This window comes from Rhizobium sp. L1K21 (genome assembly GCF_024055895.1).
Lineage (GTDB): Bacteria > Pseudomonadota > Alphaproteobacteria > Rhizobiales > Rhizobiaceae > Ensifer_A.
Genome location: NZ_JAMXLE010000004.1, coordinates 182,886 through 207,591 on the forward strand (window position 1 = coordinate 182,886; position 24,706 = coordinate 207,591).

Genomic DNA, 24,706 nt, shown 5'->3' on the forward strand with positions numbered 1-24,706 from the left:
TCACCCCCGGACATTGCTTTTAATCAGAAACCCCGATAATCGAAAGCCCACAAACGAAGTCGGCACAAAAATTGCCGGCAAGGGGTGACAAAAGCCCGTGGTTCGTGTAATGACCCGCGCGGAACCGATGGGCCAGCTTTCAATATGGCCCCAACCGTTACCAAATAAAGAACTGGCGAACCCGCTCTTGCTGATCAGGCGCATCCGGAGGAAATCCGAAGGATGAAGGTCGAGCGCTCTGGCTGTTTTAGAAGAACGAAGGTTGAAGACAATGAGCATCATCAAGCAGCTCGAGGCTGAACAGGCCGCAAAGATTGAAGAAAAGCGCAAGCTTCCTGAATTTTCGCCGGGCGACACCGTCCGCGTGAACGTACGCGTTGTCGAAGGCAACCGTACCCGTGTGCAGGCCTACGAAGGCGTTTGCATCGCCCGTTCCGGCGCTGGCCTGAACGAGAGCTTCACGGTTCGCAAGATTTCCTATGGCGAAGGCGTTGAGCGTGTATTCCCGGTTTACTCTCCGCTGGTCGAAGGCGTTGACGTTGTTCGCCGTGGTAAGGTTCGCCGTGCGAAGCTTTATTACCTGCGCGACCGTCGCGGCAAATCTGCCCGTATCGTTGAAAACACAGGTACACGTGCACGCAAGCTGAACGAAGCCGAGCGTCAGGCGATTGCCGAAGAAAAGGCACGCATCGAAGCTGAAAAGGTAGCAGCAGCACAGGCTCTGGCCGCCGAGAAGGCAGCAGCAGAAGCCGCTGAAAAGGCTGCCGCTGAAGCTGCAGAAAAGGCCGAAGGCGCTTCTGAATAAGAGCGACCTCGGATACTGAATGAAGAAACCGCCGTTTGACCGGCGGTTTTTTTATGCCTTCTTTTTGTGGGCGAAGCCGCCAAGCCTTGTCAATTTCGCATCATCTGTGACACTCTGCCCACGCCACAAATTCAGGAGTCATTCCAAATGTTTACCAGACGCACCGTCCTGGGCGGTCTTGCCGCGCTTTCGCTTTTCACCATGCCCGCTATTGCTGCCGAACTGCCTGACCTCGGGGGCAAGACGGTGGTCGTGGTCACGGAGAACGCTTATCCGCCGCTGCAATTCATCGATCCCAAGACAGGAAAGCAGATCGGCTGGGAATATGATGCGGTCGACGAAATCGCCAAGCGGCTCAATTTCAAAGTGGAATATCTCAACACCAGTTGGGATGCGATGATCCAGTCCGTCTCAGACCATCAATATGATATGGGCATGACCGGCATTACCATTCGCGACGACCGCAAGGAAAAGGTCGATTTCTCAGATCCCTATATGCGCTCTGAACAGTTCATGCTGGTGCGTGGCGATGAAACCCGCTTTGACGGTGCCAAGAGTTTTGCCGAAAACCCGGACCTGCTTTTTGGCGCGCAACCCGGCACGACGCCGTTTTACACCGCCGTTTATGAGGTGCTGGACGGCGACGAGGCCAATCCGCGCATCAAGCTTTTCGAAACCTTCGGCGCGACTGTGCAGGCCTTGAAAGCCGGAGATGTCGACGCGGTGCTGACGGATGGAACGGCAGGCAAGGGTTATGTCGATTCATCAGACGGCGGCCTGAAACTGGTTGGGGGACCGCTCGGTTCGGAAGATTTTGGTTTCATCTTCCCCAAAGGGTCTGATCTCGTGGCACCGGTCAACGCAGCCATTGCCTCCATGAAGGAAGACGGCACCATGGACGCGCTGAACAAGAAATGGTTCCTCGACTACAAGATGGGCGAATAGGGCAAGTTGAGACGTTCACGCCACATGAACGCCAAAACCCAGAACAACAAGAACGAGGACGGCTTTCCCTGGTGGCTGGCCGTTCTCGTGGCCATTGCGGTGGTCATCGCGATCGTCGTCGCCGCAAACGACATCTATTCCCAGGTGTTCCAGACCGTCTTCCGCGGCATCGGCATCACCATCGGCGTCACGCTGACTGGCTTTACATTGGCAACGGCGCTTGGGCTTGCCATTGCGCTCATGGGCCTTTCGGAGGCGAAATGGCTTCGCCAGGTGGCGCGTTTCTACACCGAAGTCATCCGCGGCGTGCCGATCCTGGTTCTGCTTTTCTATATCGCCTTTGTCGGTGCGCCGGCCCTTGTGGCGATGATCAACTTCCTCTGCGCACCGCTCATTGCCGCCGGCATCATGGAGCCGATGCTGGTGCGTGATATTTCGCTTCTCTGGCGGGCCATTCTGGCGCTCATGATCGGCTATTCGGCCTTTATCGGCGAGGTCTTCCGCGCTGGCATCATGGCCGTCGACAAGGGGCAGCTGGAAGCGGCTGATTCCCTTGGCTTGTCGCGTTTTCAGCGGTTCCGCTTCATTGTCTTTCCGCAGGCTGTCAAGGTGATCCTGCCGCCGCTCGGCAATGATTTTGTGGCGATGGTGAAGGATTCCTCGCTCGTCTCCGTGCTCGGCGTTGCCGATATCACCCAGATGGGCAAGGTCTACGCCTCGGGCTCGTTTCGCTTTTTCGAGACCTACTCCATCGTCGCCTATATATACCTTATCCTGACGATCAGCCTGTCGCTGCTGATCCGTCAATTGGAGAAACGGCTGCGTGAGAAGCAGCGTTGAATGTAGGGTCTTCCAAAACGGCCACCGAAAGACGCAGGTTATATTGGTCCACAGAAAGGTGAGAGTAACCCTAAGACTCACACGGAGTGGACTGTTGCGTTTGCAGGGGTGGTCAAGGCAATGTCTTCTGCCAGCGCTCTGGTTACCCAGTCACGGAAGGCCTTGATCTTCGCCACATTCCGGCGACCGTGCGGGTAGGCAAGCCAGAGTTTGGAATTATCATTGGTGTAAAGGTCGAAAGGCGCAATCAGCCGGCCCGCAGCCAGCTCTTCGGTAAAATAGATGCGATCCAGCATGGCGACGCCCAGGCTCGCCATTGCGGTATTGGCGCAAAGGTCCTGCTCGACATATCTGTAGCGCCATTCGGTCGGCTGGCGCTCTGCGGGAATGCCTGCTGCCGAAAACCAGTTTGACCAGCACGGGTCGTCCTGGCCCGCGCCGATCAGCGGCAAGCCCAAAAGGTCCTCGGGCTTCGAAATCGTCCCTGCTTTTTTCGCAAAGGACGGGCTGAGCATGGGTGTACAGTAAAAGGCGCCCAGTTTGTGGCACATCAGGTTTGGCGGCGGGTGATAATCGCGCCAGATCATCACGTCTGCGGTGTCGCGCTCAAAATTCGTGATGTCCCATATCCGTTTCATGCGCACCGCAATCGATGGATTTTTCAGTTGAAAATCGCCAAGCTTGCCGGCAAGCCAGTGCGACACGAAGGTCGGCACGGCATGAACCTCCAGCACCTCGCTGGATGCCTGGCGAGCAGACGAAACGGCTCCATTCAACAGTTCGAACGCCTTGACCACATCCGGCAGCATGCGCTCGGCAACATCGGTTTTCACGATCTGTCGCGGCTGGCGCAGGAAAAGCTGTTCGCCAAGGTTCTCTTCCAGAAGCTTGATCTGATAGCTCACCGCGGTTTGCGTCATGCCAAGCTCATCGGCTGCACGCGTGAAGCTGCCGTGACGCGCAACAGCCTCGAAGACGCGCATGGCATTGAGCGGAAATTGCTTTGAGAGCTTCATGGATAAGTTCTCTTTATGGATGCAGCCGGTATTTTCGTTGGCAGAACGCACGAATTCTCCTCAAAACACAAGCGATAACTGCTTGAGGATCGGCTCGTGTCGAATAATTTTGCTTTTTCCAAAAATACGTTGGCATCGATCTTCTTGATGCTCAGGTCACCGCTGCGGTTGCGATTCCATCGCCCGATTGACATCGCCGGCAAGGCAGATTTGCCCGCTGCCGCATCAGAAGATGACCTTGGATTGGATCGCCAACGAACCCCGAAATATTCAGAGGCCAAAGAACAGCATTATCGCGACAGCCTCAAGCGCGGCTGGCCGCTTCTCTGAGCGAGGCTCTTCCTGCCGTTGGCGCTTTTTATTCGAACCGGCTTCTGCTATTGACCGCGCCATGAAGCCTTATTCAAACGATCTTGAACGGACCCTGAGCCGCTTTGGCTATTATGGACGCGGCGCGGTGCTGGGCGCTTTGCCGCGCAAGCCTTTCATCAAGGCACGCGAAAAGCTGTTTGCGACGTTGAAGGACAGCGAACTCGACGCGCTGATGGCGCGCGTGAACTATTACAACAAGCTCACCCGCGATGGGCACAGGTCCAAGCCTGAAACCCCGCTCGACAAGGTAGATCGTTCGCGAAGCCGCTATTATCTCGATCTGTCGGAATATCTGCGGTACTTCCCGGCAGATTTGAATGTCGACTATCTTTTTGGCGATATCACGGAAATCCCGCACCGCCCGAGCCTGCTGAAGAGCAGGCCCATTGCGGGCGACAATGCCAATTCCGTGGTGATGAACCTCGACAAGTTTCGCCACTACACGCTCTATCGCGACACCAGGAGCTGGGACCAGAAAAAGCCGGTTGCGGTCTGGCGCGGACATATGAACAATCCCATGCGCCGGGCGCTGCTGGATGCGCATTTCGATAGCCCCTTTGCCGATGTCGGTCATTCCGGCTCGGTCGAAAAACACGGGCCGGGCGCAAAGCCGAAAGTGCCGCAGCTTGCGCAATTCGATTATCGCTACATTCTCTCCGTCGAGGGTGTTGATGTGGCAACCAACCTGAAATGGGCGATGGCATCGAACAGCATCTGCCTGGCGCCAAAACCGCGTTTCGAGACCTGGTATGCCGAAGGCCAATTGATCCCCGACCATCATTTTGTTCTGCTGCGCGACGATTTTTCCGACCTGGAAGAAAAGATCGACATGCTGGAAAGCAACCCGGTGCTGGCGCAAGAGATCATCCAAAACGCGAATGCCTATATCAGAGGCTTTCTCGACCCCGAGACCGAGCGGCGCGTTTCATTGCTCGTGCTGCAGAAATATTTCGAGGCGACGGGCCAGGTTTCGCCTTCTGCCTTTTCCGACGCCTTCTTCGGGGGCGCTTAAGTCCGATCCGGTCGAAAAATCGTGCAAGCGAATTCAATTGCCCGCTTGTGCAAAAATTGATATGAGCCAGCCATCATGAGGATTGTTGCGAAAACCGGCTGCCCTATCGAGCGCGCTTTTGTCCTGCAGGACAGGAAGCGTCTGCCCGCGCGCTTTTTTGCGGCAATTTCCGGCGCGCTCAACACCCGCGCGGCCTGATCGGATTGCCCAAGCGGCGACCAAACCCACTATTCAAGACTTTCCGAACAATGGACGACTATCATGAGCGCACCCCGCACCCTTTATGACAAGATCTGGGATGATCACCTGGTTGATCAGGCCGAAGACGGCACCTGTCTTCTCTACATCGACCGTCACCTCGTGCACGAAGTGACGAGCCCGCAGGCTTTCGAAGGCCTGCGCATGGCAAACCGCAAGCTGCGTGCACCGGAAAAGACGCTGGCCGTTGTCGACCACAACGTGCCGACCACACCTGACCGTCACACCGGCATCAAGAACGAAGAAAGCCGCATTCAGGTCGAAGCGCTCGCCAAGAATGCTGCCGACTTCAATGTCGAATATTACTCCGAAAACGACAAACGCCAGGGCATCGTGCACATTGTTGGCCCCGAACAGGGCTTTACCCTGCCGGGCATGACAATCGTCTGCGGCGACAGCCACACCTCCACCCATGGTGCATTCGGTGCGTTGGCGCATGGTATCGGTACATCTGAGGTGGAACACGTTCTGGCCACCCAGACGCTGATCCAGAAGAAGGCCAAGAACATGCTGGTGCGTGTTGATGGCAAGCTTCCCGAGGGTGTGACGGCCAAGGATATCGTTCTCGCCATCATCGGCGAAATCGGTACCGCTGGCGGTACTGGCCACGTGATCGAATTTGCCGGCGAAGCCATTGAAGCGCTTTCCATGGAAGGCCGCATGACCGTCTGCAACATGACGATTGAGGGCGGCGCGCGCGCTGGTCTGATCGCGCCTGACGAAAAGACCTTCGAATATATCAAGAACAAGCCGCGCGCACCGAAGGGCGAAGACCTTGAAAAGGCGCTTGCCTACTGGAAGACGCTGAAGACCGACGAAGGCGCGCATTACGACAAGGTTGTGGTGCTGGATGCCGCCAACCTGCCGCCGATCGTGTCCTGGGGTTCTTCGCCGGAAGACGTCGTCTCCGTTGAAGGCGTCGTTCCCAATCCTGACGAGATCAAGGACGAGAACAAGAAGACCTCCAAGTGGCGTGCGCTCGACTATATGGGCCTGAAGCCGGGAACCAAGATCACCGATATCGCCATCGACCGCGTGTTCATCGGCTCCTGCACCAATGGCCGCATTGAAGACTTGCGTGCAGCCGCTGCCGTTGTCGAAGGCCGCAAGGTTGCCGATACGGTTTCGGCCATGATCGTTCCAGGCTCCGGTCTCGTGAAGGAACAGGCAGAAGCCGAGGGTCTGGACAAGATCTTCATCGCAGCCGGTTTCGAATGGCGTGAGCCGGGCTGCTCCATGTGTCTGGCCATGAATGACGACCGCCTGAAGCCCGGCGAGCGTTGTGCCTCCACATCAAACCGCAACTTCGAAGGCCGTCAGGGTTTCAAGGGCCGTACGCACCTCGTATCGCCCGCCATGGCTGCTGCTGCCGCCGTTGCCGGTCATTTCGTTGACATACGGACGTGGAAATAATTAAGCCGACCTGTAATCGGTGTTGATGGCCGTCCATTGGGCGGCCATTTTTGTTGTCACGGGCAAGCTCGTCAAAAACGCGGAGGTTCTTTCATGAATACGAAGCAACTTTTCCTCTTCCGTCATGCCAAATCCGCCTGGCCGGATGGCGTGGCCGATCATGAGCGGCCTTTGGCAGAGCGGGGCGTCAAGGCGGCCCCCCTGATGGCGGCATATATGCGCGCGGAGGGTCTGGTGCCCGACCTCGCTCTGGTTTCCACCGCCAGGCGCACACAGGAAACTTGGGCATTGGTGGAGCCGGCCATGTCTGGCGTTGAGCGGCGGGATGAGGCGCGTCTTTACGAGGCGCATGCCGAAGACCTGCTGCGGCTGGTCCATGAGACCGGCGAGCATGTCGAAAAGCTGATGCTCGTCGGCCACAATCCCGGTCTTGAAATTCTCGCGCTGCAGATCATGCGACCCACGCCATCTGAGGCTGAAGAGCAGCTCAAGCGGAAGTTTCCGACGGCGGCGCTCGCAGTTTTGACCGTGGAAACGGAGCGCTGGGCGGATTTGAGCGCCGATGGCGCAACGCTCACACGTTTCATCACGCCGAAAATCTTGAAAAAGATGAGTCAGGATTCGTGAAAACCAAAGCGTGACATGTGATGTCGGACACGCCACGCCGGCATTTTTCTCGTCAGAAGGTCGCTGTCATCGGATCAGGACCGATACGCCCGAGTGCGCTATCAAGCCCTCCGATAGCGCGCATGTCGCTGTCGTCGAGGATGAAGTCGAACACGTTGAAATTCTCTTCAATCCTTTCCGGATTGGAGGACTTCGGTATCACCACCAGACCGTTTTGCAGGTGCCAGCGAATAATAACCTGGGCTGCGGTGCGGTCGTGCTTCTTTGCCACGCCCATGATTGCCGGGTTGTCCAGCAGTTCGCCGCGCCCAAGCGGGCTCCAGCATTCCGTCAGGATGCCGTGCTTGGCGTGGGTTTCCCTCAGCTTCTTCTGTTGAAACAGCGGATGCAGTTCCACCTGGTTGATCACCGGCTTCACGCCTGTCTCGTCAATAATCTTTTCCAGGTGCTCCGGGCAGAAATTGGAAACGCCAATGGAACGCACCCGGCCCTCGGCCTTCAGCTCGATCAAGGTTTTCCAGGTTTCCACGTAAAGCCCGCGATTGGGAGCGGGCCAGTGAATAAGGTAGAGATCGATGTAATCGAGGCCGAGCCGTTTGAAGCTTTCATCGAAGGCTTTCAGGGTCTTGTCGCGGCCCTGGTTGTCATTCCAGAGTTTGGTGGTGACGAAGATCTCTTCGCGCGGCAGCCCACAGGTGCGCACGCCCTCGCCGACGCCTTTTTCATTGTCATACATGGCAGCCGTATCGATATGGCGGTAGCCGGTTTCGATTGCCTTGCGTATGGTGGGGGCGGCAATATCGTCACCTGTCTTGAAAACGCCAAGCCCCAGCTGCGGGATACGGTTTCCGTCGTGAAATTCCAGAAAAGCCTGTTCAGTCATAATGCTGTATCCTCTTCTATACATTTTTTTACGTTGAATGGGTGCCTTGAAAGATCAACGCAGACGCGTCTTTATTGTTCGACGTCCTGACCCTAAGCCGCTTGGAGGAGAAATATGTTGCGCACCGAATGGATCGATATAACGGCAAAAGATGGCTTTACGACGAAGATGTATCTGGCAAAACCGGATGGTGCGCCGAAGGGTGCAGTCATGGTGTTACAGGAAATTTTCGGTGTCAACGATCACATCCGTTCCGTATGCGACCGCCTTGCCGCGCTCGGCTATGTCGCAGGCGCGCCGAGCCTTTTCGACCGGTTGCAGCCGGGCTATGAACATGGCTATGAGGCTGAAGATGTCGCTGCGGGCCGGGCAATGATGGAGACATTCGATTTTGCCGCCGCCGAATCCGATATGACAGCGGCCATTGAGGCGCTGAAGCCTTTTGGCAAGGTTTCCACCATCGGCTTTTGCCTGGGCGGCTCGCTTTCCTACCTGATGGCGACCATCAATTCCGATCTTGTTGCCGCATCCTGCTATTATGGCGGGCGCATTGGCGTATATGCCGACACGAAGCCTCTTTGCCCGACGATCCTGCACTATGGCGAAACGGACCAGTCGATTCCTCTGGAAAAAGTCGAAGAGGTGCGCGCCAAGCGCCCCGACCTGCCGATCTACATCTATCCGGCAGGCCATGGTTTCAATTGTGATGCGCGCGCTTCTTACGAGCCGGAATCCGCCAAACTTGCATGGCAGCGCACGATGGAGCTTATCGACACAGCGTCACAAAGCTGAGGCTCACGCTTCAGAAGCGCATACGAAGACCGAGCTGCGCCACCGGGTAAAGCACGTTTTGGTTCGAGGTGCCGGTGGAGGTGGCGGTTGCCGTTGCCCCATTTACGGTAACATTGCCGTTGCTCGTTACCTTGGTGGTGCCCGCATAGTAGGCGCCCGCTTCGAAATCCAGCGCCATGTTTCCTGCAATATAGTAGGAATAGCCGGCACCGAGATAGGGCTGAACGCTGTTTTGCTTCAGCGTATAGCTGGAGGTGACCGCACCTTGGGTTTGTGTGCCGGTGATCTTGTTGCCGGAAATGCGTGCGCCGGCCGAGACGCGGAAATTGCCGCCTGCGGGGTAAACGTCGAACGTCGCGCCTATATTCAGGAAGCGCATGTTGCCGGTGGTTGGATAGCCGTTGACGGTGCCGTTTTTGTTCCAGGCAAAAGCGCTGACCTTGGTGGTCAGGCCCCACCCATTGTCGGATTTGTAGCCGCCGGAAAGAGCGGCCCCTTCAGTGCCGACGCTTGGCGTCAGGAACAGTTCCTCGGCCGATGCCGGCGTGGATAGAATCATCGGAGCAGCCAAAGCTGCCGCTGTCAGAGAGAACACGATACGCATAACAAAATTCCCGTGCTTTATGGAGACGGCAAAACAAGCCGTTTATCTCAAATTAGCGGGAATTTGTTTACCAATGGTTTATCTTTGGTTCAGGAGAAGCGGTGTTTTTGCGCCGCAATGCCGCCGAGAAGCGAGGTCAGATTGTCACGGATCCGCGCTTCCACAATCGCTGCGGCTTCGGGAAACTCTTCCAGCAAACGTACAAAAAGTTCGCGCGTGATGCGCATCACCTGGCTGTCTTGCGCCGCGAAGGCGGAAAACTTGCGTTCTATGGGTGAAACCATCGCGATTTCGGAGAGCAGCGCGCCGGGTTGAACGTCCTGCTCGGCACCGTTTGCAGCCTTCAGCACCAGATGTCCGCTCAAAATCAGATAGGCGCAATCGGCAGGCTCGCCCTCGCGGAACAGGGTCTGTCCCTCGGCGATATGACGCTTTTCCGCGCCGAAGGCCAAAAGGCGTATCTGCTCCTCGTTCATTCCGGAAAAGACTGGAACGCGGGAGAGAACGGCTATGTCGTCTTTCAGCGCCATGCGCGCTCCTGATCATCGGTCATTGGTATTAAGGAACGATCTTGTAGCCACCGTTTTCGGTAACCAGGATCTCGGCGTTGGACGGGTCCCGCTCGATCTTCTGGCGGAGACGGTAGACATGCGTTTCCAATGTATGCGTGGTGACGCCGGAATTATACCCCCAGACCTCTTCAAGCAAGACGTCGCGTGTGACAACCTTCTGGTCGGCGCGATAGAGGAAACGTATAATGGCCGCCTCCTTTTCCGTCAGGCGGATTTTCTGGCCGGATTGGGTGGTCAGCAATTTCTGCGCCGGGCGGAATGTATAAGGTCCCACCGTGAAGGTGGCGTCTTCGCTCTGCTCGTGCTGGCGCAATTGTGCACGCATGCGGGCCAGCAGAACGGCAAAGCGGAACGGTTTTGTCACATAGTCGTTGGCGCCGGCTTCCAGGCCAAGGATCGTGTCGGAGTCGGTGTCGTGCCCGGTGAGCATGATGATCGGTGCCTTGAAGCCACCCTTGCGCAGAAGCTTCACGGCTTCGCGGCCATCCATGTCCGGCAGGCCAACGTCCATGATCAGCATGTCGATCTGCTGGCTCTTGGCTGTCTGAATGCCCTTGGAGGCGGTGGATTCTTCCAATACACTGAATTCGTCGTAGAGATTGAATTGCTCGACGAGCGTCTCGCGCAGATCGTTATCGTCATCCACGAGCAGTATTGTGCGGGCCGTCATATCAACAACACCTCTTGTTCCTTGCGCCTCGCTGCCAGGCATTGGCTCGCCAATCGCAACATTGGTATTAATGTCATTTGCCTGTAAAGGCAAAACGCATGCATCGCATTGGGATGTAGTTTTTCATGCCATTCACAGGCAATGCACAAGAGCGTGAAGATAAATGATCCAGTCCATCGTGGTTAAAACGGCACCCAACAGCCGCAGTCAGGCTATTTTGCAGATCGGACCGTTGCGCATTCGCGCAGCGCTTGGCCGGTCGGGCATTGCAACGCGCAAGCGAGAAGGGGACGGCAAAACCCCTGTTGGTTCCATGGCGCTTCTTTATGGCTACTGGCGACGCGATCGCGGCCCGAAGCCGGTCACCCTACTTGACATGCACCCGCTCGGAACCGGCGATCTTTGGTGCGATGCGTCCACCCACCCGGCCTATAACCGGTTCGTGCGCGCACCGTTCAAGGCCTCGCACGAAACCATGATGCGCGAGGATGGTCTATACGATATCTGCATCGTGCTGGACTGGAATATCCGCGCGCGTAGACGCGGCGGCGGTTCAGCCATTTTCCTTCATGTCGCCAGACCCGGCTACAAGCCGACCGAAGGCTGCATCGCCATTTCCAGGCGTGACATGCACAGGCTTCTGAAAGCCGTTGGCGCGGCCACAAGGGTAGATACCCGTTAAGAAATCTCCGCTTGCGAAACGATTGAATCCTGTTTATGCACGTTTCAACGTGTTTATGCATGATTTGAGATGATGATGGAAATGGACCTGCTCACACAAGAGCGTCAGACCTACATTCACAAATGCCTGCAAAGGGAAGGGCGGGTGATTGCCGCCGATCTGGCGGAGAGCCTGAATGTGTCGGTCGACACGATCCGGCGGGATTTGCGCGACATGGCAAGCCTCGGTCTTTGCCAGCGCGTTTATGGCGGCGCTTTGCCGCCCGCGCCGAAGGAAGCCAACTTCCTTGGCCGGCAATCCATCATGCCGGAGCGTAAAGTTGCGCTTGCCGCTGCGACCATCGATTTCCTGCAGCCTGGCATGCATGTTTTCATCGATGCCGGCACCACGAATCTCGCCATCGCGCAGGCCATTCCTGGCGATATGGCTTTGACGGTTCTCACCAACGCGCCCTCCATTGCGGCGGCTTTGCTGGATCACGATGCCTGCCAGATTGTCGTTCTCGGTGGACAGGTGGACAAGCAGATCGGTGCTGCGGTGGGGGCCAGGACCGTGCGGGAGATCGAGGCTTTGAATGCCGATCTTGCCATTCTCGGCACCTGCGGCTTCGATGTCATCAACGGCTTGAGCGCGCATACGCTGGAGGAAAGCGAAGTCAAGCGCGCCATGGCGATGCGCAGCCGCGTCACCATGGCAGCACTTACCAACGACAAGCTGGAAACGGCAGCAAATTACAACATTCTTCCCAGCCAGGCCTGCGGGCGGCTGATCCTTGAATTTGATTCACCGGAACCCGCACGGCGGGATATATCCGCGCTGGGCATTGATCTCGTCGTCGCCAACCGCCCCGCCAGCGCCCAGGAAAGCATCTGAAATGGACATTGCAGACAACATCACCCGGCCCGCTATCGTCACCCGGGAGCGGATCGCCATTTCGACATTGTTCCTCATGAACGGTCTGTTGATTGGAACCTGGGCTTCGAAGATCCCCGTCTTCGCAGAGCGGTTGAGCCTGACGCCTGGAACGATGGGCGTCATGATCTTTTTCTTTGGCATCGGCTCGCTGGTCCTCATGCCGGTGGCGGGCGCACAGATCGCCCGCATCGGCTCTGCGCGTGCAACGAAGATCAGCACAGTGCTTCTCCTGCCGCTTCTGTTGCTGGTAAACTATGCGCCGAATATCTGGCTCGCTGCTGTCGCACTCGTTCTCTTCGGCGGCCTCAGCGGCGCGATGGATATCTGCATGAATGCCAATGCGGTGGAGACCGAAAAATTCATGCGGCGCTCCATCATGTCGTCCTGCCACGCCTTCTGGAGCGTCGGCACCTTTATCGGTGCATCGAGCGGTGGCTGGCTGATCGCCAATCTGGGTCCCGACCTGCATGCCTGGCTGATCACGGCAGCGACCATCCTTCTTTTCATTGTCGCGCTGACGGGCATTCTCCAGGACAAACCGCACAAGACGGAGACAGAAAAGGGCGGACGTTTCCGCTTGCCGCTCAGCCCACTGCCGTGGATGCTGGGTCTGATGGCGCTCTTTTCCATGGTTCCGGAAGGTGCCGTTCTCGATTGGAGCGGTCTCTATCTCAACACCGAACTCGGTGCGTCACTTGCCGTTTCCAGTCTGGCATTCGGCATGTTTTCCTTCACCATGGCGATCATGCGCTTTGCCGGCGATTTTATCCGTGATCGCTTCGGCGCGGTCCGCACGTTCCGTTTCTGCACGGTCACGGCCATGATCGGGCTTGTCCTCGCCGGGCTTGCGCCAAGTCAGTGGATTGCCCTTGTCGGTTTTGCCATCACCGGGATCGGCATTTCCAACATGGTTCCGATTGCCTTTTCGGCCGCTGGCAACCTGCCGGGATTTTCGCAAGGCGTGGCGCTGTCCATCACCTCGTTCCTCGGCTATTCGGGCATTCTCTTTGCACCATCGGTCATTGGCTTCGTGGCGGAACACACGAGCTTTTCGACCGTCTACGTGACGTTGCCGGTCTTCCTCGTTGGCGTGCTGGTGCTTTCCGGCCTCGCCCGCCACGCCGACAGCGTCAAGGATGGCGTTCACTGATCCAGAAGCATGTCGGATAATGCCGCGCGCAGGAAATCCATTGCCCGGCGAATTTTCAGGGAATGGCGAAGTTCCTGATGCGAGGCCAGCCACATGGGGAGCGTGGGAAGCTCAAGATCGGGCAGGATGCGCACGATCCCGGTCATCTGGCGGGCGATCCAGCGTGAGCCGAAGCCGATGCCCGCGCCGGCGCGGATCAGTTCCCAATAGGCCACCTGATCATCGGTGCGGAACGTAAACATGGAACGGTCGCCGCGAAAGCCGCGCTCAGCCATGGCGTTGAGAATGAGAGGATCGCGGTCAAAACCGATCAGCCGATGTGATCCGTCATAAAGCGCTTCCGCATGGCGGGGTGTCCCGAAACGGGAGAGATAATTGCGGTGCGCATAGGTCCCCATGACCAAATCATTGACCTTCACCGCAATCACATCATTCTGCACCGGCCGCACCATGCGCACGGCGATATCGGCATCGCGTGACAGCAGGTTGGCGACTGTGTTGGTGGGAACAAGCTCCACGTCGATCCCTGGTTCTGCATCCTTCAGCGCCACGAGCACTGGTGGCAGGACATAGGTGGCCACCACGTCGCTGGCGGTAATACGAACAGCGCCCGTCGCCTCGGCGGAGCGTCCGGCTGCCTTGACAAGAAACCGGTCGGCTTCAGCCGCCATCGTTTTCGCCTCATCCAGAAGCGAAAGCCCGGCTTCGGTAATTTGCGCACCGGAACGCCCGCGCGCAAACAATGTCAGCGACAGCGTAGCTTCCAGCTCATCAATATGGCGGCCAATGGTGGGTTGGCTGATATTGAGCTTGGCCGCACCTGCGAGCAGACTGCCGGTTTCGGCGACGGCCAGAAAAGAGCGAATCAGATTCCAATCAAGATTTTCCATATTCATTTTTGTATATAAAATCTCAATATTTGTCGATTTAATAAAAAATATCTTTGGTTCAAACTGGTCTCAAATACAAACAGGAGACAGTTCGATGAAAGTTGCAGTTTTGGGCGCCAATGGGCGTTTATCATACGAAGTTGCCAAGGCATTTCTGGTCGCCGGCCATTCGGTGATTGCGGTCACGCGAAACGGAAAATGTGAAGGATTGAGCGGCGATGTCGAGTTTCGCGCCGCCGATGTGATGAAGGCACAGGATGTGGTTGCCGCAACACAGGGCGCCGATGTCGTCTTCAACGGCATCAACCCGCCCTATGACAAGTGGGATGCGGTTTGCATGCCCATGGCGCAAAACGTGATCGAGGCGGTGAGGGCAAACAAGGCCGCCCACCTTTTCATCGGCAATGTCTATAATTACGGCAAGGAAATTCCGGTGAATGCCAATGAGGAGACACCTCATCGGCTCACCACCGAAAAGGCTGTCATTCGTGAAAACATGGAAAACCTGTTCAGGCGCTATGCGGACGATTTTGGCGTCAAGACCGTCATCGTCCGCGCAGGCGATTTTTATGGCGGCGACAAGCCCGGGACCTGGCTTGATCTCATGATCGCCAAAGACCTGCGCAAGGGGCGCTTTGCGTGGCCGGGTAAGATGTCCATCCCGCACGCCTTCGCCTATTTGCCCGATCTGGCGAAAGTTTTCGTAAGCGTTGGCGAGCGTAGTGAAGAACTACCTGTTTTCTCGGCGTTTTGCTTTCAAGGCCACACTTTGAGCGGCGAAGATTTTGGCCGCGCTCTGGATGCCATCACCTGCACTCCGCTGAAGCGTGGTGGTGTGCCATGGGGCATGTTCAGGCTGATCGGCCTTTTCTATCCACTTTTGCGGGAGGTGGTGAAGATGAATTATCTGTGGTTCACGCCCCATTCGCTGGACGGTTCCAAGCTTGAGGCATTTCTCGGCGGCATCAAGGTGACACCGCCGCAAGAGGCAATCCGCCAGGCGCTCTACGACCTGAACCTCTGGGACAGGGTTCAGGCCAGGAGCAGGCTTGCAGCGTAAGCCAAATCAAACAAAGTCTATCTCTTCATTGAGCGGCATGCGGCGAACCCGCTTGCCGTTCAGGGCAAAGATCGCATTGGCCAGTGCCGGCATGACCGGGGGCAGGCCCGGTTCGCCCGCTCCGCTCATATGGTCCGAGTTTTCCAGGATCGCCACATCGATTTGCGGGCACTGAGACATGCGCATGGCATCGAAGTCATGGAAGTTGGATTGTTCCACTGCGCCATCGGCAAATGTGATCTTCTGGTTGATCCCGGCAGAGAGGCCGAAGATGATGCCAGACATCATCTGGGCTTCGAAGTTCTTCGGGTCGATCACCTGGCCTGGATCGGCCACGCACCAGACCTTTTCGATGCGCACGCTGCCATCGACATCGGCCACCTGTACCACTTCGCCCACCCACGTGCCGAAGGAGAGGGTGAAAGCCATGCCGCGTGCCTTGCCCTCAGGCAGCGGCGTGTTCCATCCTGAGATCTCTTCCAGCTTGTCGAGCACGGCAAGTGCGGCGGGATAATCCTTCATCAGTTCCCGCCGGAAGGAAAGCGGATCCTTGCCGCCCGCATGGGCCAGCTCATCGATGAAGCTTTCATGCATGAAGCCGTTGTAGGAATTGCCGACTGAGCGCCAGGAGGCAACCTCGATACCCTTCAGCGGCAGCTTGTAACCGTCGATGCGGTAGTTCGGAATGCCGTAAGGCTGGTCGAAAGCGCCGTGAACCAGCGTATTATCGGGCCCGGCAGGTGTTATGCCGGGCATGATGCGGCTCACCATGCCCGCTATGACGGATGGGGAGGCAACCGATCCAACAAGTGCCTTCGGCAGGCCATTGTCGTCCATCACAGCGCGATAGCGACCGCGGGCAATGGGGCGATACGGTCCATGCGAGACATCTTCTTCGCGGGTCCAGGTCACTTTGACCGGGCGGCCATCGGTTTCCATGGCGATGCGCACGGCGTAGTCGGAAAAGTCAGGCTCCAGCCGGCGGCCAAACCCGCCACCCAGGAAGGTGGTGTGAACGTTGATCTGAGCGTCTTCGAAGCCTGTAATGCGGCCGCCAACCATTTTCATCACCGTCGGCACCTGATTTGGCGCCCAGATGTCGAGAACGCCGTCTTTCACCCGCGCGGTTGCGTTCATCGGCTCCAGCGGGGCATGTGACAGGAAGGGTGCGTCATAGACGGCCTCAACGATTTTCTCGCGGGGCGCATCGGCAAAAGCCACATCGGGATCGCCAATCGTGCGCAACGAAAAGAAATCATCCGTCGCAAGCGTCTCGTCCAGAAGCGTGCTCACGTCGTCGGAAGAACGCGGTCCCGGCCCATCGGCCCATTCGATCTCCACAGCCTGTGCTGCCTGAAAGGCCCGCCAGGTATTGTCCGCAATCACCGCAATCCCTTTTCCATAGGGGCTGTCGATGGCGATCACCTTCTTCACGCCCCGCATGGATTTGGCCTGGCTGTCATCAAAGCGCGTCATGCCGCCACCGGGCTGCGGGTTCATGCGAACCGTCGCATAGAGCATGTCCGGCAAATCGACGTCGATGCCGAAAACCGGCGCGCCGGTGACCTTGGCGGGCATATCCCTGCGTGGCTGAGAGCGGCCCAGAATTTTCCATTTCGAGCGATCGCGCAGGGTCACATCGGACGGAGGGTCGCGCCGGGCTGCATCAAGTGCCACTTCGCCATAGGTGAGAACCTTGCCGGACGCCGGGTCGGTGATCTGGCCTGCCTCGGTTTTCAGTGATGCAGCAGGCACCCCAAGCTTTTCGGCTGCCGCCGCCTTCAGCATTTCGCGGGCGACAGCACCGGCATGGCGCATTTTGTCATAGGCGTCGATGGTCGATGATGAGCCGCCGGTCATTTGAATGGCCAGAAATTTCGAGGCCACACCCAGCGTCGAGCGAACAGCATCGGCAACGAAGCCCCGATCAAATGCCGCGAAGGGCGCTCCGTCTCGAAAGCCTGCTTCGTTGAAATAGGCTGGTGATGAGGGGCCGTGCTCAATCGTGATCTGGTCCAGCGTCACATCCAGCTCTTCGGCCACCAGTGCGGCGAGCGTGGTGTAAACGCCCTGGCCCATTTCTGCACGCGGGGCGATCACGGTGATTGTGTCGTCGGTACCGATTTTCACATAGGGGTTGAAGGTGCTTTCGCCCTCGGCAAGATCGCCCTCCAACGGGTTGGCGTAGGGTTGCTGATATTTGTAATAGCCAAAGGCTGCGCCACCGGCGACGACAGCGGCTCCGACCAGAAAGGTTCGCCGGGTAATGGTTGCCAAACGTCCCATCGTCTACGCCTCCACTTTCGTTGCGGCCGCCCGCTTGATGGCAGCGCGAATGCGCGGATAGGTGCCGCAGCGACAGAGATTGCCGCTCATGGCATCATCGATATCGGCATCGGTGGGGTTCGGATTGTTCTCAAGAAGGGCAACCGCATTCATGATCTGCCCGGCCTGACAATAGCCGCATTGCGCCACCTGCTCATCGAGCCAGGCCTGCTGAACCGCATGCAGGGTATCGCCCTTGGCCAGGCCGTCGATGGTGCGCACGTCGGTGGTCACATCGCTTGCAAAGGTCTGGCAGGAGCGAACCGCCTGTCCATCGATGATCACCGTGCAGGCGCCACAAAGACCGGCACCACAGCCGAATTTCGGACCCTTGATATTCAATTCGTCACGCAGAACCCACAATAGTGGCATGTCCGGTTCGACATCCACGTCGTGAAATGCGCCGTTCACTTGCAATTTCATGAGAGCCCCTCCAAGCTTGTATCAGCAAAAAGCGATTTGTCTTGACAAAATAACAAAAAATGTCAGAGTGTCAATCATGTTGGATTCAAGCGCCGAAACGAAGCGCGCCGCTGTTCTCAGTGCGGCAATACGAACATTTCTGGATTATGGATTTAAGCGCACGACGATGGATGACATCGCAAAGGCGGCGGGCATGTCGCGCCCAGCGCTTTATCTTGTCTACAAGAACAAGAAGGACATTTACCGCGCCTGCGTCACCGACATGCTGGAGACGCTGAAAGAGCGGCTGGAGGAAATCATTGCCAGCGAAGCCGCGCCTCAGGAAAGTGTCTATGCGATTCTGGAGGCTGGAATTATCAACCCGTTCCGCCTGCTGGCGCAAACGGCGCATGGCCAGGAAATTTTCGACATGAAATCCGAGCTTGCTGCTGACCTCTTCGAAGCCTGGATGGGTGCGCTGGAAGCCACGACAGCGGCCACTCTCAAGCGCGCTGCCGAGAATGGAAAAATCGCGCTGGACGACGCCCGGATGAAACCCGAAGACATTGCCGCGGTCATCGTGGATGGCGCGGAGGGTATCAAGCTTCGCATGGGCGAAGATGGTGATATCGAAGGGCGCATCCATGCGCTTCTGGACCTTATTTTGCGGCCGCTTCTGAGATAGGGTGCCACTGTCACGCTGTTGACAAAAGCCCGTGCTTGATCCACCTGACATGTAAACAAGCAATGTCTCCCGGAGACCGCAATGACTGCTTCTTATGATCCCCAACCACGCCGTGCCAGCGTTGCCGTTGATGTCGGCGGCGTCATCGTCGGGGGTGGTGCACCTGTCGTCGTGCAATCCATGACCAACACCGACACGGCAGATGTTGACGCAACCGTCGCGCAGGTCGCGGCCCTTTCCCGCGCCGGCTCCGAAATCGTTCGCATCACTGTGGACCGCGATGAAAGTGCTGCTGCGGTGCCGAAAATCCGTGAGCGCCTTGAGCGCCTTGGGCTCGATGTGCCGCTGGTCGGCGATTTTCACTATATCGGCCACAAGCTTCTGGCCGATCATCCGGCCTGTGCCGAGGCGCTTGCGAAATATCGCATCAATCCCGGCAATGTCGGCTTCAAGGACAAGAAGGACAAACAGTTTGCCGAGATCGTCGAAATGGCGATCCGGTATGACAAACCGGTTCGCATCGGGGTGAACTGGGGTTCGCTTGACCAGGAGCTTTTGACCCGGCTGATGGATGAGAACCAGAACAACGGTTCTCCGCTGACAGCCCGCCAGGTCACACGTGAAGCTATTGTCCAGTCAGCGCTTCTTTCCGCCGAGCTTGCCGAGGAAATCGGGCTGGCGCGCAACCGCATTATTTTGTCGGCTAAGGTTTCTCAGGTGCAGGACCTCATCGCCTGCTATTCCATGTTGGCCGCGCGCTCAGATCACGCCTTGCACCTTGGCCTCACCGAAGCGGGTATGGGGTCGAAAGGCATCGTCGCGTCGTCCGCCGCCATGGGCTATGTGCTGCAACAGGGCATTGGTGACACGATCCGCGTTTCCCTGACGCCGGAGCCGAACGGTGATCGCACGCGTGAGGTGGTGGTTGCCCAGGAGCTTCTGCAGGTCATGGGTTTCCGGCAGTTCCTGCCGGTTGTTGCCGCATGTCCCGGCTGCGGGCGCACAACCTCCACCGTTTTCCAGGAACTGGCGCAGAAGATCGAAAGCGACCTGCGCAAGAACATGCCGGTCTGGCGGGAAAAATATCCAGGCGTTGAGGCGCTGAACGTTGCGGTCATGGGCTGCATCGTCAATGGACCTGGCGAATCCAAACATGCCGATATCGGCATTTCCCTGCCCGGCACCGGTGAAAGCCCGGCAGCGCCTGTCTTTATCGACGGCCAGAAGGCCAAAACGCTGCGCGGACCGAAGATTGCCGAGGACTTCGAGGCCATGGTGAAGGATTACATTGAGGCCCGTTTCGGGCGGAAGACTGAAGCCGCTGAATAGTACTGATTGATCAATAGCTTGATGAAGCTCGTTGACAGCGAGCAGCGATGATGAATCAATGTGGCGATGAAAACAAATGATTTGATCGGTGTCGGGCTGTACACACCTTCGGAAGCTGGAAAGCTTTTGAAGATTCCAGCTGCGCGCCTTTCACGTTGGCTTGGTGGCCACAAAGTGGGAGACCGTTCTTATCCTGCCCTCTGGAGGAGCGAAGTTTCCCTGGGCGACAACAAAGTCTATCTTGGGTTCCGAGACCTTATGGAGGCCCGTGTCGCTAACGCTTTTATGAATGCTGGAGTATCGGCGATCAAGGTGAGGTCTGCCATTTTGACAGCCCGCGAAATAATTGGAGAAACTCACCCACTCTCAACCAACAAATTTCGTACTGATGGACGGGAGATATTTCTTCAAACAATCGAACGAACCGAAGATGGTGAAGATCAGGAAAAGCTCCTAAACCTGTTTAGAAGACAGTATGAATTTAATGGCATATTGGAGCCGGTTCTAAAATCTGTTGATTTCGGAGACGATGGACTGCCGACGGTTTGGTGGCCCATCGGCAGAAAGCTGAATATCGTCGTTGACCCAAAGCGTTCTTTTGGGCAGCCTATTGATGCACGATCAAACGTTCCCGCCGCGATACTGGCAAATGCAGTCCATGCCGAAGGGAGCGTCGCAGCGGCGGCCAAAGCGTATGATGTGAGCGAGGGCGCCGTCCGTAATGCCGTCGAATTTCAATCATATTTTGAAGCTCGAGTGGCAGCGTGAATGTCTTCTTCGACAATTGTGCGTCACCCAAACTCGCGAGCACACTTGATGGCTTCATTCGCCATGAAGGCCATAAAGCAGCGCATATTCGAGACTTGCGGGATTTGCCATCCGGACGCCACTCAAGCGATATCGAATGGATCAGCTATCTAGCACGCTCAAATGAGAAATGGATATTTATCTCAGCAGACGCTCAAATCCTGAGGAATGCGGCAGAGAGAGCAGCGTTGAGGACCGCAGGATTGCATGGATTTGTCATGGCGGCTGGCTTTCAGAAAACTCCCCTGCATCAGGTTGCAAGTCTGCTGATTTGGCGTTGGCCTGACATTCAGTAAATTACTGAACTTACGGCACCTCCTGCAATATTTGAGATTCCTTTGAAAAGAAGCACCCGATTGCGTCCTTTGCCGATATAAGCTCCCCAAGCGGTTTTAAGATAAAACAGACCTTGGCAGAGGCGTCAAACCACCCTCGACAATACCGCCGAACCGCCTTAGGAGATTATAGATCATAACAAAAATGGAGGCCCCCATGTCTGTGAACAATGCGCCCTATCGTGCCGACCATGTCGGCTCTTTGCTGCGTCCGCAATCCGTGCACGATGCCCGCAAGAAATTCTTCGAGGACAAGTCCATTTCCAAAGAAGAGCTGACTGCGGTTGAGGATCAGGCGATTATCGACCTCATCAAGATGCAGGAAGATGTCGGCTTGAAATGCGTGACCGACGGCGAACAGCGCCGTTCGTTCTGGCATTATGATTTCATGGGCGAACTTACCGGTTTCGATCTGGAAGAGCGCGATGAAGGTGTTCAGTTCCATGGCGTGAAGCTGCGTCCGATCTTTCCTGTCATCTCCGGAAAGCTCGACTTTCCCGATGACCATCCGATGCTCGAACATTTCAAGTTCGTGGCCAAGCACACGAAGGTACAGCCGAAGATTTCCATTCCCGGTCCCTCCTGCTGCCACTTCCGTACGGCGAAAAAGGACATCCATCCGAAGGAATATGAAGATCTCGACGTGCTGTTTGCCGATCTTGCCGCAACGTACAAAAAGGCGGTCCAGGCCTTTTACGATGCCGGCTGCCGCTATGTGCAGATGGATGATATCTTCTTTGCTTATCTGTGCGATCCCAAGCATCGCGCTGCCAAGAAGGCGGAAGGCACCGATCCCGATTGGCTGATCGACAGGTATGCCTGGACCATGCATGAGGCGATCAAGGATCGTCCGGCGGATATGAAGATCGGCATGCATTTGTGCCGCGGCAATTTTGTCTCCACCTGGGCGGCCGAAGGCGCTTACGATCTCGCGGCTGACGCCATCTTCAACAAGACCGGTATCGACATCTATTTCATGGAATATGATTCAGACCGCGCCGGTGGCCTTGAGCCGTTGCGGCTGCTGCCCAAGGGCAACAAGCGCGTCTTGCCCGGTTTCATCACCACCAAAACAGGCGAGTTGGAAAGCATCGACGATCTGAAGCGCAAGTTCGAGGAAGCCTCGAAATATGCGGATATCGATCAGCTCGGCATTGCCCCGCAATGCGGCTTCTCGTCAACCGAAGAAGGCAACAAGATCACCGCTGACGATCAGCGCCGCAAACTGGAACTGGTGGTCAAGACCGCCGAAGCCATCTGGGGCGGCGTCGATAAATAAGGCGCGCGGACAAAGCGCCTTGCAAATGGGGTGGCGGTTTCGCCACCCCTTTTTGGTTGCCGCTTTCCGTGGCCGAGTTGAATTATGTCACCAGCAGCCCAAATATAGACAGTCAAAGACAGAGTGAGGCGCAGCATGGCGGCAAAAAAACCGGACAATCCCTACTATCAAGGCCCGGTCAGCGACCATTTTGACGGCATGCGCTTCTTTGTCCCCGGCGGTGAGGCTCCCGGTAATCTGGCCAGCTTGCTGAAATGGCAATTCCGCGAAAAGCGGCATAAGTGGCCGAAGTCCTATCCAAGTCCGTTTCATGGCACAGTGCCGGAGCCCCGCGTTGAGGGAAGCCGCATGGTGGTCACCATGATCGGGCATGCCTCTCTGCTGATCCAGACCGCTGGCGTGAACATTCTGACCGATCCCGTCTGGTCAAACCGGGTCAGCCCGGTACAGTTTGCCGGGCCGAAGCGCGTCAATCCGCCCGGTGTGAAGCTTGAAGATCTGCCGCAAATCGATATCCTCGTCGTCACGCATAATCATTACGACCACATGGATTCAGCCAGCCTGCGCACAATCATCAAGGCGCATGATCCGCTGGTTGTCACCCCGCTTGGCAACGACACGATCATGCGGAAATTTGCGCCGAAAGCACGCTTTGCCGTGATGGATTGGGGCGATGCGCTGGAAACGCATGGATTGCGCATCCATGCCGAAATGTCCTATCATTGGTCGGCGCGCGGCACCGGCGACAGGCGCATGGCTCTGTGGGCGGCTTTTGTGTTCGATACGCCAGCGGGAAAGATTTATCACATCGGCGACACCGGCTTTCATGATGGCAGCCACTACCGCGCTATTGCGGAAAAACACGGGAAAATCCGCCTCGCGATCCTCCCCATCGGCGCTTATGAGCCGCGCTGGTTCATGAAGGGCCAGCACCAGAACCCGCAGGAGGCCGTTGGCGGGTTCAAGCTCTGCGGCGCGGAGTATGCCGTTGGTCATCATTGGGGCACTTTCCAGCTCACCAACGAGGCGATCCATCATCCGGTCGATCATTTGTGCGAGGCGCTGATGGAAGCCGCAATTGAGCCTGCGCGTTTCAGAGCGCTGCGGCCGGGCGAAACAGCAGAAATCCCCAGCGTGGGTAAGTAATAAAACTGGAAGATTGAAATTTCAGGTTGAAACAACCTTGACGACAAGAGACTGTTTAGGGTTACTGCTTCCTTAAACTATTGGGCTATTTGGATTTTCGATCCGAATGACTTTGCAGTTTCTGCATTTTTTGGGGCGTAAGATGAGTGTGAATGAGATTGTGCAGTTCCTGGTTATGGCCAGGGAACACGCCAAGCCACGGTATCTGATTGCAGACCTCGAACATCTTCTCGCCCAGTATAGAGTTCCGTTTTACGGGCTTTTCAAGCAGCCCAAGCCCGGGCCCGAACTGTTTGGGCAGATCCTTGCGGGCCGCTGGCCCGATGGCTGGACAGAGCGCTACATTGAGAAAAGGTATGTTCTCGTCGATCCGATGATCCGGTATCTTTCCGGTGCCGAAGGTGGTTTTACATGGGAAACGGCCATCCAGTATTTCGATAAGAGTACCAAAAACGGCAAGATGCGCAGGATGTTGCAGGATGCCAAGGCGCATGGGCTTTCCCACGGCTACAGTTTCCCGGTCCACAGCCCGCGCGGCCTGATCGGGGGGCTGGTTCTTGTGGGTGACGAACTGGAGCTTTCCCCGCTGGAGCTGAGCCTGTTCGAGCAGGTTGCCAAGGTTTCACTGCTTGAGCTGCAGAAAATGGAGGCGGTTGAAGGGCAGGCCGGTCAGCTCGATACCGGCGCGGTCGAGGCGACCGTGCGCGAACTGGAGATCCTGAATTTTCTGGCCGACGGCCTCACCTCACAGGAAATTGGCGAGCTTTTGAAAATCTCTCCCAACACGGTCGACTGGCATGTGAATAGCCTGCAGGAAAAACATGGCGCGCGAAATCGTCAGCACACTGTGGCGCTCGCTTTTCGCAGAGGCTTGATCGTATGAGCGGATGCG

Annotated in this window: 28 protein-coding genes; 19 read left to right on the forward strand and 9 right to left on the reverse strand. The window is 56.8% G+C overall.

Going from position 1 to position 24,706, the window contains the following annotated elements; all coding sequences use genetic code 11:
- Nucleotides 1-282 (reverse strand): hypothetical protein, encoded by a 282-nt coding sequence (locus NHF56_RS17885; protein ID WP_252807084.1) that lies wholly within the window; start codon nt 280-282, stop codon nt 1-3.
- On the opposite strand from NHF56_RS17885, the gene rplS reads away from it, so the two are divergent.
- The 3 genes from rplS to NHF56_RS17900 all read left to right on the forward strand — a co-directional run bounded on the left by rplS (nt 272) and on the right by NHF56_RS17900 (nt 2,590).
- Nucleotides 272-805 (forward strand): 50S ribosomal protein L19, encoded by a 534-nt coding sequence (rplS, locus tag NHF56_RS17890; protein WP_252807086.1) that lies wholly within the window; start codon nt 272-274, stop codon nt 803-805. The two genes, NHF56_RS17885 and rplS, sit on opposite strands and share 11 nt — an antisense overlap.
- Before the next feature lie 147 nt (nt 806-952).
- Nucleotides 953-1,750, forward strand: a complete 798-nt coding sequence (locus NHF56_RS17895; protein WP_252807088.1) for a transporter substrate-binding domain-containing protein — start codon at nt 953-955, stop codon at nt 1,748-1,750.
- Nucleotides 1,751-1,774: 24 nt separating this feature from the next.
- Complete coding sequence (locus NHF56_RS17900; protein WP_252807090.1) at nt 1,775-2,590, forward strand: amino acid ABC transporter permease; 816 nt, start codon at nt 1,775-1,777, stop codon at nt 2,588-2,590.
- 77 nt (nt 2,591-2,667) lie between these two features.
- Here NHF56_RS17900 and NHF56_RS17905 read toward each other — a convergent pair whose 3' ends face one another.
- Nucleotides 2,668-3,606 (reverse strand): LysR substrate-binding domain-containing protein, encoded by a 939-nt coding sequence (locus tag NHF56_RS17905; RefSeq protein ID WP_252807092.1) that lies wholly within the window; start codon nt 3,604-3,606, stop codon nt 2,668-2,670.
- A 391-nt stretch (nt 3,607-3,997) separates the two neighbouring features.
- On the opposite strand from NHF56_RS17905, the gene NHF56_RS17910 reads away from it, so the two are divergent.
- From NHF56_RS17910 to NHF56_RS17920, 4 genes are all read left to right on the forward strand, one after another.
- Nucleotides 3,998-4,990: a glycosyl transferase family 90 gene (locus NHF56_RS17910; RefSeq protein ID WP_252807094.1), complete on the forward strand. Its 993-nt coding sequence runs from the start codon at nt 3,998-4,000 to the stop codon at nt 4,988-4,990.
- 75 nt (nt 4,991-5,065) lie between these two features.
- Nucleotides 5,066-5,188 (forward strand): hypothetical protein, encoded by a 123-nt coding sequence (locus NHF56_RS20900; RefSeq protein ID WP_256995428.1) that lies wholly within the window; start codon nt 5,066-5,068, stop codon nt 5,186-5,188.
- A gap of 63 nt (nt 5,189-5,251) precedes the next feature.
- Nucleotides 5,252-6,661: a 3-isopropylmalate dehydratase large subunit gene (leuC, locus tag NHF56_RS17915; RefSeq protein WP_252807096.1), complete on the forward strand. Its 1,410-nt coding sequence runs from the start codon at nt 5,252-5,254 to the stop codon at nt 6,659-6,661.
- Between the two features lie 93 nt (nt 6,662-6,754).
- Nucleotides 6,755-7,288: a histidine phosphatase family protein gene (locus NHF56_RS17920; RefSeq protein ID WP_252807098.1), complete on the forward strand. Its 534-nt coding sequence runs from the start codon at nt 6,755-6,757 to the stop codon at nt 7,286-7,288.
- Nucleotides 7,289-7,340: 52 nt separating this feature from the next.
- Here NHF56_RS17920 and NHF56_RS17925 read toward each other — a convergent pair whose 3' ends face one another.
- The gene (locus NHF56_RS17925) at nt 7,341-8,171 is read right to left on the reverse strand and encodes an aldo/keto reductase (RefSeq protein WP_252807101.1); all 831 of its coding nucleotides are present in this window, start codon (nt 8,169-8,171) and stop codon (nt 7,341-7,343) included.
- 114 nt (nt 8,172-8,285) lie between these two features.
- On the opposite strand from NHF56_RS17925, the gene NHF56_RS17930 reads away from it, so the two are divergent.
- Nucleotides 8,286-8,963, forward strand: a complete 678-nt coding sequence (locus tag NHF56_RS17930) for a dienelactone hydrolase family protein (RefSeq protein ID WP_252807103.1) — start codon at nt 8,286-8,288, stop codon at nt 8,961-8,963.
- A gap of 10 nt (nt 8,964-8,973) precedes the next feature.
- Here the strand turns inward: NHF56_RS17930 and NHF56_RS17935 are convergent, their stop codons facing one another.
- From NHF56_RS17935 to NHF56_RS17945, 3 genes are all read right to left on the reverse strand, one after another.
- Nucleotides 8,974-9,567, reverse strand: a complete 594-nt coding sequence (locus tag NHF56_RS17935) for a hypothetical protein (RefSeq protein ID WP_252807105.1) — start codon at nt 9,565-9,567, stop codon at nt 8,974-8,976.
- A gap of 89 nt (nt 9,568-9,656) precedes the next feature.
- Nucleotides 9,657-10,097, reverse strand: a complete 441-nt coding sequence (locus tag NHF56_RS17940) for a cyclic nucleotide-binding domain-containing protein (protein WP_252807108.1) — start codon at nt 10,095-10,097, stop codon at nt 9,657-9,659.
- A 28-nt stretch (nt 10,098-10,125) separates the two neighbouring features.
- Nucleotides 10,126-10,809: a response regulator transcription factor gene (locus tag NHF56_RS17945; RefSeq protein ID WP_252807110.1), complete on the reverse strand. Its 684-nt coding sequence runs from the start codon at nt 10,807-10,809 to the stop codon at nt 10,126-10,128.
- A gap of 163 nt (nt 10,810-10,972) precedes the next feature.
- On the opposite strand from NHF56_RS17945, the gene NHF56_RS17950 reads away from it, so the two are divergent.
- From NHF56_RS17950 to NHF56_RS17960, 3 genes are all read left to right on the forward strand, one after another.
- Complete coding sequence (locus NHF56_RS17950; RefSeq protein ID WP_252807112.1) at nt 10,973-11,491, forward strand: L,D-transpeptidase; 519 nt, start codon at nt 10,973-10,975, stop codon at nt 11,489-11,491.
- A gap of 69 nt (nt 11,492-11,560) precedes the next feature.
- A complete protein-coding gene (locus NHF56_RS17955) occupies nt 11,561-12,364 on the forward strand; it encodes a DeoR/GlpR family DNA-binding transcription regulator (protein ID WP_252807113.1) in 804 nt (267 codons plus the stop codon).
- 1 nt (nt 12,365) lies between these two features.
- Entirely contained in the window at nt 12,366-13,556 is a 1,191-nt protein-coding gene (locus tag NHF56_RS17960; RefSeq protein WP_252807115.1) for an MFS transporter, read from the forward strand.
- On the opposite strand, the gene NHF56_RS17965 is transcribed toward NHF56_RS17960, so the two are convergent.
- Nucleotides 13,550-14,446, reverse strand: a complete 897-nt coding sequence (locus NHF56_RS17965) for a LysR family transcriptional regulator (RefSeq protein WP_252807117.1) — start codon at nt 14,444-14,446, stop codon at nt 13,550-13,552. The genes NHF56_RS17960 and NHF56_RS17965 overlap by 7 nt on opposite strands.
- A 94-nt stretch (nt 14,447-14,540) precedes the next feature.
- On the opposite strand from NHF56_RS17965, the gene NHF56_RS17970 reads away from it, so the two are divergent.
- On the forward strand, nt 14,541-15,506 hold the full coding sequence (locus NHF56_RS17970; RefSeq protein WP_252807119.1) for an NAD-dependent epimerase/dehydratase family protein: 966 nt from the start codon (nt 14,541-14,543) through the stop codon (nt 15,504-15,506).
- A 6-nt stretch (nt 15,507-15,512) separates the two neighbouring features.
- On the opposite strand, the gene NHF56_RS17975 is transcribed toward NHF56_RS17970, so the two are convergent.
- Complete coding sequence (locus tag NHF56_RS17975) at nt 15,513-17,792, reverse strand: molybdopterin cofactor-binding domain-containing protein (protein WP_252807122.1); 2,280 nt, start codon at nt 17,790-17,792, stop codon at nt 15,513-15,515.
- A 3-nt stretch (nt 17,793-17,795) separates the two neighbouring features.
- The gene (locus NHF56_RS17980) at nt 17,796-18,254 is read right to left on the reverse strand and encodes a (2Fe-2S)-binding protein (protein WP_252807124.1); all 459 of its coding nucleotides are present in this window, start codon (nt 18,252-18,254) and stop codon (nt 17,796-17,798) included.
- Nucleotides 18,255-18,330: 76 nt separating this feature from the next.
- Here NHF56_RS17980 and NHF56_RS17985 point away from each other — a divergent pair, with 76 nt between their 5' ends.
- The 7 genes from NHF56_RS17985 (at nt 18,331) to NHF56_RS18015 (ending at nt 24,697) form a co-directional block, all read left to right on the forward strand.
- Complete coding sequence (locus tag NHF56_RS17985; RefSeq protein WP_252807126.1) at nt 18,331-18,918, forward strand: TetR/AcrR family transcriptional regulator; 588 nt, start codon at nt 18,331-18,333, stop codon at nt 18,916-18,918.
- 81 nt (nt 18,919-18,999) lie between these two features.
- A complete protein-coding gene (gene ispG, locus NHF56_RS17990; RefSeq protein ID WP_252807127.1) occupies nt 19,000-20,247 on the forward strand; it encodes a flavodoxin-dependent (E)-4-hydroxy-3-methylbut-2-enyl-diphosphate synthase in 1,248 nt (415 codons plus the stop codon).
- Nucleotides 20,248-20,313: 66 nt separating this feature from the next.
- Nucleotides 20,314-21,015: a hypothetical protein gene (locus tag NHF56_RS17995; protein WP_252807347.1), complete on the forward strand. Its 702-nt coding sequence runs from the start codon at nt 20,314-20,316 to the stop codon at nt 21,013-21,015.
- Nucleotides 21,012-21,350 (forward strand): hypothetical protein, encoded by a 339-nt coding sequence (locus NHF56_RS18000; RefSeq protein WP_252807129.1) that lies wholly within the window; start codon nt 21,012-21,014, stop codon nt 21,348-21,350. Before NHF56_RS17995 ends, NHF56_RS18000 begins: the two co-directional genes overlap by 4 nt.
- A 196-nt stretch (nt 21,351-21,546) precedes the next feature.
- Nucleotides 21,547-22,668, forward strand: coding sequence for a 5-methyltetrahydropteroyltriglutamate--homocysteine S-methyltransferase (locus NHF56_RS18005; protein ID WP_252807131.1), 1,122 nt, complete (start codon nt 21,547-21,549; stop codon nt 22,666-22,668).
- A gap of 135 nt (nt 22,669-22,803) precedes the next feature.
- On the forward strand, nt 22,804-23,814 hold the full coding sequence (locus NHF56_RS18010; RefSeq protein WP_252807133.1) for an MBL fold metallo-hydrolase: 1,011 nt from the start codon (nt 22,804-22,806) through the stop codon (nt 23,812-23,814).
- A gap of 142 nt (nt 23,815-23,956) precedes the next feature.
- Nucleotides 23,957-24,697, forward strand: a complete 741-nt coding sequence (locus NHF56_RS18015; RefSeq protein ID WP_252807135.1) for a LuxR family transcriptional regulator — start codon at nt 23,957-23,959, stop codon at nt 24,695-24,697.
- Nucleotides 24,698-24,706 lie beyond the last annotated feature (9 nt).

Coding starts and splice junctions, on each gene's coding strand:
- NHF56_RS17900 (WP_252807090.1), top strand. CDS start 1,775: ATGAACGCCAAAACCCAGAACAACAAGAACGAGGACGGCTTTCCCTGG.
- NHF56_RS17905 (WP_252807092.1), bottom strand. CDS start 3,606: ATGAAGCTCTCAAAGCAATTTCCGCTCAATGCCATGCGCGTCTTCGAG.
- NHF56_RS17965 (WP_252807117.1), bottom strand. CDS start 14,446: ATGGAAAATCTTGATTGGAATCTGATTCGCTCTTTTCTGGCCGTCGCC.
- NHF56_RS17910 (WP_252807094.1), top strand. CDS start 3,998: ATGAAGCCTTATTCAAACGATCTTGAACGGACCCTGAGCCGCTTTGGC.
- NHF56_RS18015 (WP_252807135.1), top strand. CDS start 23,957: ATGAGTGTGAATGAGATTGTGCAGTTCCTGGTTATGGCCAGGGAACAC.
- NHF56_RS17920 (WP_252807098.1), top strand. CDS start 6,755: ATGAATACGAAGCAACTTTTCCTCTTCCGTCATGCCAAATCCGCCTGG.
- NHF56_RS17940 (WP_252807108.1), bottom strand. CDS start 10,097: ATGGCGCTGAAAGACGACATAGCCGTTCTCTCCCGCGTTCCAGTCTTT.
- NHF56_RS20900 (WP_256995428.1), top strand. CDS start 5,066: ATGAGGATTGTTGCGAAAACCGGCTGCCCTATCGAGCGCGCTTTTGTC.
- NHF56_RS17985 (WP_252807126.1), top strand. CDS start 18,331: ATGTTGGATTCAAGCGCCGAAACGAAGCGCGCCGCTGTTCTCAGTGCG.
- NHF56_RS17975 (WP_252807122.1), bottom strand. CDS start 17,792: ATGGGACGTTTGGCAACCATTACCCGGCGAACCTTTCTGGTCGGAGCC.
- leuC (WP_252807096.1), top strand. CDS start 5,252: ATGAGCGCACCCCGCACCCTTTATGACAAGATCTGGGATGATCACCTG.
- ispG (WP_252807127.1), top strand. CDS start 19,000: ATGACTGCTTCTTATGATCCCCAACCACGCCGTGCCAGCGTTGCCGTT.
- NHF56_RS17895 (WP_252807088.1), top strand. CDS start 953: ATGTTTACCAGACGCACCGTCCTGGGCGGTCTTGCCGCGCTTTCGCTT.
- NHF56_RS17925 (WP_252807101.1), bottom strand. CDS start 8,171: ATGACTGAACAGGCTTTTCTGGAATTTCACGACGGAAACCGTATCCCG.
- NHF56_RS17970 (WP_252807119.1), top strand. CDS start 14,541: ATGAAAGTTGCAGTTTTGGGCGCCAATGGGCGTTTATCATACGAAGTT.
- NHF56_RS17980 (WP_252807124.1), bottom strand. CDS start 18,254: ATGAAATTGCAAGTGAACGGCGCATTTCACGACGTGGATGTCGAACCG.
- NHF56_RS17955 (WP_252807113.1), top strand. CDS start 11,561: ATGATGATGGAAATGGACCTGCTCACACAAGAGCGTCAGACCTACATT.
- NHF56_RS18010 (WP_252807133.1), top strand. CDS start 22,804: ATGGCGGCAAAAAAACCGGACAATCCCTACTATCAAGGCCCGGTCAGC.
- NHF56_RS17960 (WP_252807115.1), top strand. CDS start 12,366: ATGGACATTGCAGACAACATCACCCGGCCCGCTATCGTCACCCGGGAG.
- NHF56_RS18005 (WP_252807131.1), top strand. CDS start 21,547: ATGTCTGTGAACAATGCGCCCTATCGTGCCGACCATGTCGGCTCTTTG.
- NHF56_RS17945 (WP_252807110.1), bottom strand. CDS start 10,809: ATGACGGCCCGCACAATACTGCTCGTGGATGACGATAACGATCTGCGC.
- rplS (WP_252807086.1), top strand. CDS start 272: ATGAGCATCATCAAGCAGCTCGAGGCTGAACAGGCCGCAAAGATTGAA.
- NHF56_RS17885 (WP_252807084.1), bottom strand. CDS start 282: ATGATGCTCATTGTCTTCAACCTTCGTTCTTCTAAAACAGCCAGAGCG.
- NHF56_RS17950 (WP_252807112.1), top strand. CDS start 10,973: ATGATCCAGTCCATCGTGGTTAAAACGGCACCCAACAGCCGCAGTCAG.
- NHF56_RS17930 (WP_252807103.1), top strand. CDS start 8,286: ATGTTGCGCACCGAATGGATCGATATAACGGCAAAAGATGGCTTTACG.
- NHF56_RS17935 (WP_252807105.1), bottom strand. CDS start 9,567: ATGCGTATCGTGTTCTCTCTGACAGCGGCAGCTTTGGCTGCTCCGATG.
- NHF56_RS17995 (WP_252807347.1), top strand. CDS start 20,314: ATGAAAACAAATGATTTGATCGGTGTCGGGCTGTACACACCTTCGGAA.